Annotated in this window: 8 protein-coding genes and 1 CRISPR repeat array; of the genes, 2 read left to right on the top strand and 6 right to left on the bottom strand. The window is 66.6% G+C overall.

The window, feature by feature from the left end; genetic code table 11:
• Positions 1-121 precede the first annotated feature (121 nt).
• Positions 122-262, bottom strand: coding sequence for a hypothetical protein (locus ACIBK8_RS19060; protein WP_399043011.1), 141 nt, complete (start codon positions 260-262; stop codon positions 122-124).
• A 622-nt stretch (positions 263-884) separates the two neighbouring features.
• On the opposite strand from ACIBK8_RS19060, the gene ACIBK8_RS19055 reads away from it, so the two are divergent.
• Positions 885-1,097: a DUF397 domain-containing protein gene (locus ACIBK8_RS19055; RefSeq protein WP_399043010.1), complete on the top strand. Its 213-nt coding sequence runs from the start codon at positions 885-887 to the stop codon at positions 1,095-1,097.
• 247 nt (positions 1,098-1,344) lie between these two features.
• Complete coding sequence (locus ACIBK8_RS19050; protein WP_399043018.1) at positions 1,345-2,187, top strand: SAM-dependent methyltransferase; 843 nt, start codon at positions 1,345-1,347, stop codon at positions 2,185-2,187.
• 6 nt (positions 2,188-2,193) lie between these two features.
• Here ACIBK8_RS19050 and ACIBK8_RS19045 read toward each other — a convergent pair whose 3' ends face one another.
• The 5 genes from ACIBK8_RS19045 to ACIBK8_RS19025 form a co-directional block, all read right to left on the bottom strand.
• Positions 2,194-3,135: a helix-turn-helix domain-containing protein gene (locus tag ACIBK8_RS19045; protein ID WP_399043009.1), complete on the bottom strand. Its 942-nt coding sequence runs from the start codon at positions 3,133-3,135 to the stop codon at positions 2,194-2,196.
• Positions 3,136-3,445: 310 nt separating this feature from the next.
• On the bottom strand, positions 3,446-3,610 hold the full coding sequence (locus ACIBK8_RS19040) for a hypothetical protein (protein ID WP_399043008.1): 165 nt from the start codon (positions 3,608-3,610) through the stop codon (positions 3,446-3,448).
• Between the two features lie 154 nt (positions 3,611-3,764).
• Positions 3,765-4,235 carry a hypothetical protein gene (locus tag ACIBK8_RS19035; protein WP_399043007.1) on the bottom strand — a complete coding sequence of 157 codons (471 nt, stop codon included), beginning with the start codon at positions 4,233-4,235 and terminating at the stop codon, positions 3,765-3,767.
• Positions 4,236-4,244: 9 nt separating this feature from the next.
• Positions 4,245-8,543, bottom strand: a complete 4,299-nt coding sequence (locus ACIBK8_RS19030; RefSeq protein WP_399043006.1) for a DUF6531 domain-containing protein — start codon at positions 8,541-8,543, stop codon at positions 4,245-4,247.
• Position 8,544: 1 nt separating this feature from the next.
• Positions 8,545-8,877, bottom strand: coding sequence for a WXG100 family type VII secretion target (locus ACIBK8_RS19025; protein ID WP_399043005.1), 333 nt, complete (start codon positions 8,875-8,877; stop codon positions 8,545-8,547).
• 599 nt (positions 8,878-9,476) lie between these two features.
• Positions 9,477-9,806: a CRISPR direct-repeat array (repeat unit 37 nt; unit sequence CCCGCAATGGTGCTGCGACTCGTAGTCGCAGAGATGC).
• Positions 9,807-9,862: the final 56 nt, after the last annotated feature.

Genomic DNA, 9,862 nt, shown 5'->3' with positions numbered 1-9,862 from the left:
GGCGGGGCCTCTCGCCTGCCCCCCGGCGGCGTGGGTTGGGGGTGTTCTGTGGGCGGGGCGCGCCCGGGCGGGGGCCGGGCGGCCCCGCCGCGCCCCCCCCCCCCCCCCCCCGGACCTCTGCTTAGGGCTGTTGGCGCGAGCCGTTGGCGGAGTGGTGCCGCTTCAGGTGGAGACACAGCAGGGCGATGGATACGACTTTGTTGAGCCAGGTTTCGTGCTGCTGGAGCAGCAGCACATCGGCCTGGCTGGCCAGGATTCGCAAGCAGTTCTCAAGGCAGTGCGTACACAGTCGCTTCCACGGCCTGGCGCGCTGTCGGGCGTGCCGTGGTTTATGCCGCCGCCGGCGGGGGGAGGGGCCCATCACGTTCTCCTTCAGGGGGCGTCGGCGGGGACTCCGGCTGAGGTTGCGATCCGTAGGCCGGGTCCTGATGCCGCTCAGCTGAGTAGCTGAGTGCATCTGACGCTAAACGGAACGTGGCTATGTGCTGAGGGCTGAACTTCGAGGCGGAGCTTCTGAACAGGCCCCAAGATCAGGCGAGTTGGCCGTTCAGCTTCCGCCCCATCCGGTCACCACGGGCCTGGGGCGCGTAGCCCCTCCAGGTCCTTTTCCCTGGTCAGATGGCAATTGGGGTGCACGTCGGGCGAAGTTCTCGCCTATACCGAGGATCCTGTCCGACCAGGCGTGCGTGGCCTTGTCGGGGCACCCAGCGGCCTGCGAACACGTTGTTGTCCGGGTGGCACTTGCACCTGGGTCACCGACTGTATTCGGACATTGTCGCCTCAAGCGCGCATACATGCCGGATGCCCGGTGAGCCTCCCTGCGTCGGGCCAAAATGCAATTGCATTTGGCGACGGGGAGTTCGTTCACCGCAGGAGGTAGTTCGGTGGAGAAGCTGACAGGTGCGGCGCAGGCGACCAGCGCCGTCTGGCGGAAGAGTTCGCACAGTCTTCCCGAGGGGGCATGTGTCGAGGTGGCGCAGCCGTCGGGGGGAGTGGTCCTCTTCCGTGACTCGAAAGTCCAAGGCGGCCCAGTCGTTGCCGTCCCCAAGGCCGTCGCCGCGGCCTTCATCTCGGCGCTGACCGACAGCGGATTCTGAGGTCAGGTTCGCCGGAAGGTACGCAGGAACCAAGCCGCATGTGGCGTGTGCAACTGCAACTGCGACTGCAGAAGTTGGTCATATGCGGCTCGCCGCCCTTCAGGCTGGCACCTGATCAGTTCAGGGCGCGATGCGGCATCACTGGTACATGAGCCGTGCAGTGCTGGACATCACCAGTGACTGGCCAGTAGGCAGGGCAATAATGCAAGTGCATCTCGCCTGGAGCGGGGTAGGGGCGAAGGGCGGTATGGAGGTCACGGTGGAGAACCGGCGAGGGCCTGAACTGAGCGGGGCGGACGTGAACTTAGGGCAGGACCGGGCACACAACGCACGGATGTACGACTACTACCTCGGCGGGAAGACGAACTACGCCGTGGACCGGGAAGCCGCCCGGGAGGTCATGCGGGCCTTCCCCGCGATTGAGACCGTGGCCCGCGCGAACCGCGCTTACATGCACCGCGTCATGCGCTTTCTTGCCCGTCAAGGCGTACGCCAGTTCATCGATGTGGGCGCGGGCATGCCGGCCGCCCCCAATGTCCATCAAGTGGTGCAGGAAGTCGCTCCGGATTGCCGTGTCGTCTATGTGGACAACGATCCGATCGTCCTCGTGTATGCGGACTCCCTGCTGTGCGGAGCCCCGCAGGGGCAGACCGCCTATGTGGACGCCGACGCCACCAAGCCCGCGGACGTACTGGCCGCCGTGAGAGACGGGGGAGTCGTCGACTTCGATCGCCCCGTAGCTCTGAGCCTCCACGCCTTGCTCCACTTCGTTCCCGACGAGCAGAGCGTCTACGAACTCGTCGGCAGGTTCATGAAGGACCTGCCGACGGGCTCCTTCTTGAGCCTGTCCCACTGCACCGGCGACTTCATGCCGGACGCCTGGCAAGCCGTCGTCGATGCCTACGCACGACAGGGCACACCCATGCGAGTACGTTCCCGGACAGAGGTCGCGCGGTTCTTTGACGGCTTGGTCCTGGTGGAGCCCGGCGTCACCGTGGCACATCGTTGGCACCCGGAGGCAGCCAGCGGACCGAGTCTGGCGCGCGACGCCCAGGTGTCGTTGTATGCAGGTTTAGCCCGCAAGCCGTGACCACGGCTACGGCAGAGCGGTCCCACGGTAGTAGTTGGACCGCAGTAAGTCGCGCAGCTTCTGTGTCGTCTTGGACGGGGTCAGTGACATGTGCAGGAGCATGTCGAACGCCCTGACTCTCCTGTCCACCGATTCCTCCTCCTGGATCACCAGACCACCGTCAAAACTCTCGGAGTAGGCGATGGTGGGCAACAGCGTTTCCGCGAAGTCGAAAATGGTCGTGGCGCCCAGCTCCAAGGGCATGTTGGGCCGGCTCAGTTCAGCGAGCCGCAACTGGTAGCGCCCGTCCTTGTTCAGTTCGATCAGATGCTCCACCTGGCGGCGCATGACCTGTGCGTCACCGACCGGCCGTCGGATCGAGGCTTCGTCAATCACACAGATCAGTTCCTTGCCGTGCGCCGCAGCGAACTTGGCCTGGCGCTCCCGCCGGAGCTCGGCCAGCGCAGCGTGGTGGCTCTGGGCCCGCCCGCGCGCGATCAGCGCTTTGGCGTACTCGGGGGTCTGGAGGAGCCCGTTCAGATATAGCGGCTCGTAGGACCTGATGCGCTGAGCCATGTCCTCGAAGCTCAGAACGGCCTGCAGATATGCCGGCGTTATCCCTGACCACTGCTTCCACCACATGGGCCGGTTGCCGATCAGGGCCAGCTCGCGCAGCGGCTCCCGCTCACTTTCGTCAACTCCGTACAGCGGGAGGAGGAGCGCCAAGTCCTTTTCCTTGATCGCGTTGCGCCCACCCTCGATCCTGCTGGCCTTCGACTCCGACCAGCCCAGTGCCCGGGCAACTTCCTGCTGCTGCAGTCCGAGAGCCTCGCGCCTGCGTCGCAGCTCCCTGCCGAGGACCATGCACGGCGCTGACGGCGCCAGCTCATCCCGCAGGAACAGCACTCGGTCCCTGGTCTTCTGGCTGTTCTCACCGGTCTCCTCAGCGCCCGCCGCTCGCTGGATCACGTCATCTCCTTGATGCCAGTGCTCTCCGTGATGCTTCAAGTGCTCATAGTGCACGAAGCCCCAACGGTGAGGGTGCAGGGTCGCAAAAAAGTCCGATATCACCCATATGATGGGCTCGAATATGCCCTAGACCTATCTCTTCCAGGGTGGCCGAACCTGCAACAAGCGGTCAACATGGCCTCTTGTGCCCGCGATGTTGTCGGCCGGGTTGCCGGCCAGGGGTCGGTAGTCCGGCCACGGCCGGGGACGCCGTAGCGGGGCGGGATGTGCGCGGCGGTGGTGTAGCGGCGTTCATCCTTCACGCCGGTGTTCAGCATCCGCACGCCGGCTCGTCGTCCAGGAGCTGGACGAAGTCCTTGTCGCCGCTCATGATGTCGTCCGTCCGGCCGGAGGCGCGGGCGGTGGAGGTGAGGGTGGCGATGGCGTCGGCGGTCTCGCCGTGTATTTCGATCAGCTCTTTGCCGTCGGATGCCAAGGGGAGCGGCAGGGCAGCCTTGTTGGTTTCCCCGGAAGACGCTTCGCGGTGGCCGTAGGGTGCCGGCGGTGCATAGGGCGACACAGTCGCCCTATGCACATTGCTTGATCTGGTTCGCAGTGGGAGAGGCGTTTTGAATGGCGAGATCACGGATTTAGAAGTAGTCGGCTCCTGCGACGAGGACCGATGTGAAGTACAGGGGAAGGCCGTCAGACTCGCGGGGGACTTCCTGGCCGGTTTCGCGGGTGAAGGCCAAGGTGACGTTCGGGATTTCCGGGCTTTCGGGGTCGGAGTCATCTACGGTCCGGCCTCGTTCAGCCTGCTGGCGCAGCACTTCCTTGGCCGGGGTGCGGAAGATGTCGACGTTGTCGAGGAGGACCCGAACATCCGGGACGTCGTTCTCGAAGCGCCACAGCTCGATGGCCGTTACGGTCTTGCCGTCTTCGAGGTGAGCGACGATGTCCATGCTGTGGTGATCCACCTTGAGCTTCACCGTGGACGTGTGAGCGTAGGGCCCGGACACACTCGGCGAACCCCAGGCGGAGATCGCTTCCAGGGCCTGTTCGTACGTCATGCCGATCTGGAGCGGGGAGATTCCGTTCGGCGGGTCGATGACGAAGTCCATGGTCGTGCCTTACTTCAATAGGTCGTAGTTGATGGTCCAGCCGTGTTCGTTGAGCAGGTTCTGGAACCCCTTGTTGTCCGGCAGGCTTTGGACCATATCTTGGATGTGCTGGTCGTATTTGCTGCCGAAGCGTGCTCGGATGTCGTTGATATCCATCTTGATGGCCTCGTCGATCCTGCCCTGGTCGATGAGCGAACGCTGCTGGGCCTGCCAGGTTTTGGCCTCCCGGCTGCTGCCGGTGCTCATCACTTCTCGGTGATCGGCTCGGTCCATCCGGATGGCCGGGCCCATGTGTTCGGTGAGCCGGGGGTCGGTGAGGTGTTTGTACGCCGATTTGGCGGGAACGTGGTTGATCTCGTTCCCGGCCCGCGCCGGCTGGAGCGCTCCGTACCAGCCGCCCTTGTCCGTGCAGGCGGCGAGACCGAGCGGGTCGAAGCCGGCCGTGGGGTTGTCGACGTAGGCGTGATGGTTGGGGGCCGGGATGAGGCCGAGGGGGTCGGGACTGACGTAGCGGGCGGTCTCGGGGTCGTAGTGACGGAAGTAGTTGTAGTGCAGGCCGGTTTCGGAGTCGGCGTACTGGCCGGGAAAACGGAGGGGACAGTCGACAGCGTCCGGGCTCTTGGCCGGGGAGTGAGGAGCGCCCCAGAGCGTCATGCGGTGCTGCCAGACGATCCGGCCGTCGGGAGTGACCAGTTCGGTGGGGGTGCCGGTCACGTCGGTGATCACGGCATGGAAGCTGAGGGCCCCGGCCGGGGTGTGGCGGGTGGTCTGAGCGAGAGGGCAGTACGTTCCGGGGGCGTAGTCCCAGGTGGTGATCTGCCCGTCTGAGGTGGTCTGTTCGGCCAGGCGGGTGCCGTCCCAGGTGAAGGCGACGGAGTCGGAGACGGTGCCGCCGTCGGCGAGGAGGTACTTGGCGGTGCGGCGGCCGAGCGGGTCGTAGGTGTAGTGCCAGGTGGTGCCTTCGGGGGTGGTGGCCTGGGTGAGGCGGTCCTCGGCATTCCAGGCGTAGGTCCAGGCGAGCTTCCGGCCGTTGAGGAGATGGCGGGTCTTCCGGGTCAGCCGGCCCTGGGCGTCGTGTTCGTAGGTGGTGCGGCCCGCACGGCGCAGGAGGGTGCCGGTGAATTCGCGATCAGCGTCATCGGTACGGGCGGGAGTGGTGGCGCGGGTGAGGTTGCCTGCGGTGTCGTACGCGTACGTCTCGGTCCAGCCGTGGGCACGGACGCCGGTGACGCGGCCTGAGCGGTCGAGGTCGAAGCGGCGGGTGCCGTTGGTGAGTTCGTGGACTTCGGTGAGGTGGCCGTCGGCGCGGTAGGCGTAGGTGCGGTGCTGGAGGAGCAGGTCCTCGCCGGGTGTTCGGTGGTGGGTGAGGGACTGGCCGGTGAGACGGTCGGTGGGATCCCAGGTCTGGGACAGACGGGTGGTCTGGCCCAGGTGGCGCTCGGTTTCCCGGCCCGCGGCGTCGTAGGCGAAGGTGAGGGTTTGACTGCCGGTCGCCAGGGCGGTGGGTTGGCCCGCGGCGTCGTACGTCCATTGGGAGACGAGGCCGGTGGGGGTGGTGCGGCTGGTGCGACGGCCAAGAGGGTCGTAACTGAAGGTGGTGGTTAGGCCATTGACGGTCTCTGCCAGGACGTGGCCGAGAGGGTCGTGCTGCCAGGAGAGGTCGGCGTCGCTGTTGGTGGCGCGTACGAGCTGGCCGGAGTGTGCATAGACGTAGGTGGTCTGCGCACCGTCATCTGCGGTGGTGGAGGTCGTACGGCCCAGTGCGTCGTGAGTGAAGGTGAGGGTCTGGCCGGCGCCGTTGGCGCGGGAGGTGAGCTGGCCGGCCGCGTTGCGGGTGTAGTGGAGGGTGCGGTCGTTGAAGTCCGTCTCGGCGCTGAGGTGTCCAGCCCTGTCGTAGGTGTAAGTCCAGGCCAGCCCCTGAGGGCTGGTGACTTGGGTGAGGCGGAGTTCGGCGTCGTAGGCGAAGGCGTAGGTGGTTCCGTCGGGGTCGGTGCGGGTGACGGGCAGGTCGAAGTGGCCGTAGGCGTGGTGGGTGGTGTTGCCTGCCGGATCCGTGTGGGAGGTGAGGTTGCCCTCGCCGTCCCAGGCCCAGGTCTCCCGCGCGCCGTCGGCGGCCTCGCGCCAGGCAGGTTTGCCGGCCGACGTCCAGCCCAGGCGGGTGGTGTGGCCCAGCGGATCGGTGATGCGGGTGATGCGGCCGAAGGCGTCGCGGCCGACGGTGGTGGCCTGGCCCAGTGGGTCGGTGACCGCGGTCGGCAGCCCGGCCTGGTCGTTGGTGATGTAGCGGGTGTGGCCCGCGGCGTCGGTTGCTGCGGTCAGGTGCCCCAACGTGTCGTAGGCATAGTGGATTCGGGCGCCGGCCGGGTCTGTGGTGGCCAGCAGGTTGCCGGCCGCGTCGTAGGAGTGCTGCCAGCGGGTGCCGCCCGGCTCGGTGACCTGGGTCGGCAGGTTGAGGCCGTTGTAGGTGGCCTCGCCGGTGGTGCCGTCGGGGAGGGCGATCTGGGTGAGGTTGCCCGCCTCGTCGTAGGTGTAACGGGTCGTGTGGCCCAGGGGATCGGTGCTCGCCGTGATCCGGTCGAAGCGGTCCCACTCCGTACGGGTGGTGTGGCCCAGCGGGTCGGCCTCGGCGACGACTTGAAGGCGCGTGTTGGCCAGGTAGGTGCTGGTGTGACCGAGCGAGTCCGTCAGCCGGGTGCGATGCAGCCCGGTATCCGGATCACGGTCGTAGACGAAAGTGGAGCTGAGGTGGCCGGCTGAGCCGGACTGGGCGGTGCAGCGGTCGCGGTCGTCGTAGGTGTAGTCGAAGCGGGAGCCGTTGGTGTCGATCCAGGCGGCGATCCGGCCCTGCACGTCGTTCTCGAAACGCAGCGGCTTCTCGGAGGCGGGGGTGGTGACCGCGGCGAGGTGACCGTCGGCGTCGTAGTCGTAGGCGGCCAGCAGTTGGTCACCGCCGTCGTCGGCGGCACCGGCCAGGTGCAGTGCGGTGATGCGGTGGGCATGGGTGGTGATGCGGAGACGATAGCCACCGCTGTGGGCTATCTCGGTCGGGGCGCCGGTCTCGTCATACGCGAAGGCGATCCGCCCTCCGTTACGATCTTCGATCTCCTCCAACAGAGCAAGACCCGGGGCGTGTTCGGCAAAGACGCGGGTCAATCCGGTGGCCGGGTCGGTGAGCTCGAAGTCACCCGCCTCGGCGCGCCGCAGCACCTGGCGCGGCCCCTGGCCGCACTGCACGCCCGCACCACCTGGCTCCGGGTGCGCATAGGCGCGCAGGGTGCCGTCCGCGCCGACATGGACCACGCCCTCCCTATCGATCTCCAGGCGTTCGTCGGCCGTGGAGGCCCAGGCAGGGCCGAACCAGTGCCCGGCCCGGTACGAGGACTCGAAACTACGGGTGAAGGCCAGCGGCAACGCACCGGGCAGGACCGTGTCGGTCTGCGGCAGGACCATCGACCCGGTAGCGACGTCCACCGGATCCTTCTTCAGCACCCGGCACTTGACGTCCCGGCCGAAGTTCCGCAGACCGTCGGGGACACGGGACAAAGAAGCGCGGCCCGCACCGGCCAGCTCCAGCCGGGGAACCCTGACATCCCGCAACGCACCTGCGCCGCCGGCCTCGCCCAGGGCCTTGACCGACCGGCCGGCCGCCCCCAAGGCGCCGCCCAGCAGTACCCCGGCCGCACCGGCCTGCTGGATCTCGCCCAGATGGAAGTGCCTCTGGTCACCCAACGCCATGCGCGTGGGCTGCGCCACGAACACATCCACCGTGATGCCCTCGATACCCCCCATCGCCGCGGTGGCCAGGGTCGTCCCGGCCACCTCAGCGACGGTGGTGGACAGCGCAACTCCGGCGCTCTCCGCGGTGGCCAGAATCACCTCGGTCGCCCCGGCCGCTGCCGCCTCGCTGACCCCACCGGTGAACAGCGCCAGCGCTGCCCCCACCACCAGCACCGCCCCGGCGATCTCCAACTCGTGCTCGATCTTCTTCTTGGCCTCGGCGACCTGGTCCGCATACTTGTCCAGAGCCTTGGCCATGCTGTGGGCCGCGTCGGCTACATCGTCCAGACCGCCCTTGCCGCCCGCGTGGTAGCGACGCCAGAACGCATCGAAGGCGTCGACCGCATCACCGCGGTTACCGTCGATGATCTCCCGCGCCGACTTGTTCGCCTTCGCGGTGACGTCGCCCACCGCATCCGCAAACGTCCTCCACGCGGCAGCCGCATGCCGCAGATCATCCTCGTCCCCCTCCGGGAAATGGAAACCCGTCAGATCCTGGACGATCTCCTTGGCCTTTTCCCCCGCACCCATCTCAGGCGCCCCCGCCGGGATTCGTGAACATCCCCTTCGTCAAATCCTCATTGTCAATATGACCGTCCGCCATATCCTTGAGCCCGGCATGAATGGACGACAGGCCCCGCACCAACACGCCCACGGCCTTCTCGATATCGGCACGCTTCGGCGCATAGGCAGCATGGAACTCCTTGCCCGAATCGTCATTCCCCCACGGCGAACCCAAAGAATCCAGCGAAGACTTCAGCTTCCGCAGCGCCTCGTCCAGCTCCCGGCTCTGCGCCGCGAAGACCGGCGCCGCCGCCTGCACATCCTCCGTATTGATGTCCAGGATCTTGCCGGACCCAGCCATGAAAAACCCCTCACACACGGTCAACACCGCACCAGACCCGTACGCGGCACGAGGGACGGAATCTAGAAGCGGTTCACGCCCGTATGCAAACGCCGCCCACCAGCACTGGCTGGCATCGAGGTGCCCTCCGCGGGCTCAACTGCCGGGCATAGCATGGCCAGGGCGCTATGGCTCGGCCTGGTGCCCGCTACCCGTACAACGCCGGTCCGGGGTCGGCGGAACTCAAGTTGGCCAATTCGAGCCCTTCGCCATCAGCCACCCTCACAACGGTGACGTCGATCTCGCATCGAGCCGTGGCCTTCCCGTCCCCGAATCCAGGGAACGCCGGGTCGCGGGAAAGGCACAGATTCGGGCGGATTCGCCACGAAGGTGCAGCCGCCTCGGCGGACACGTACGGAGGTGACCACTCGAACCTCACGGCGTGGTAGCAAGTTCCTGCGCTCAGTTGAGGAGTCCACGGCAGCGCGGTTGGTACAGGGAGCCGGTTCGTACAGGGCTAGCAGTACTTCCTTGGTCCGGTCCGGTGACTTCAGTCCGCCTGCCCGCATCGCCTTCTTCGACTCGACCTCCGGACCGCGGTTGAGCTGAGAGAGCACGACGCCATAATGGTGCTGCGACTCGTAGTCGCAGAGATGCGAGCAGCGCCACGATGGACGCATCGATCCCGATCGGCCCGCAATGGTGCTGCGACTCGTAGTCGCAGAGATGCTCTGGACGATCAGCTCCATCAGCCGGGAGCCGATGTACCCGCAATGGTGCTGCGACTCGTAGTCGCAGAGATGCGCTCGGACAGCGGGACGTGGGCCTCGTCGAGGATCCCGCAATGGTGCTGCGACTCGTAGCCGCAGAGATGCCCGTGCACGAGTACGTGGCCCTCAGCGCCACCCTCCGCCCCGCAATGGTGCTGCGACTCGTAGTCGCAGAGATGCACGGTAAACGTCGCCGTAAGCGCCGGATACGCGCAATACCCGCAATGGTGCTGCGA

The organism is Streptomyces sp. NPDC050161 (assembly GCF_044460025.1).
Taxonomy (GTDB): domain Bacteria; phylum Actinomycetota; class Actinomycetes; order Streptomycetales; family Streptomycetaceae; genus Streptomyces.
The sequence above is the reverse complement of the archived record's forward strand: the minus strand, read 5'-3'. Positions and strand labels throughout refer to the sequence as shown.

What these genes read in the sequence shown, in the direction of transcription:
- ACIBK8_RS19050 (WP_399043018.1), top strand. Translation starts at nt 1,345, where the DNA reads ATGGAGGTCACGGTGGAGAACCGGCGAGGGCCTGAACTGAGCGGGGCG.
- ACIBK8_RS19035 (WP_399043007.1), bottom strand. Translation starts at nt 4,235, where the DNA reads ATGGACTTCGTCATCGACCCGCCGAACGGAATCTCCCCGCTCCAGATC.
- ACIBK8_RS19030 (WP_399043006.1), bottom strand. Translation starts at nt 8,543, where the DNA reads ATGGGTGCGGGGGAAAAGGCCAAGGAGATCGTCCAGGATCTGACGGGT.
- ACIBK8_RS19025 (WP_399043005.1), bottom strand. Translation starts at nt 8,877, where the DNA reads ATGGCTGGGTCCGGCAAGATCCTGGACATCAATACGGAGGATGTGCAG.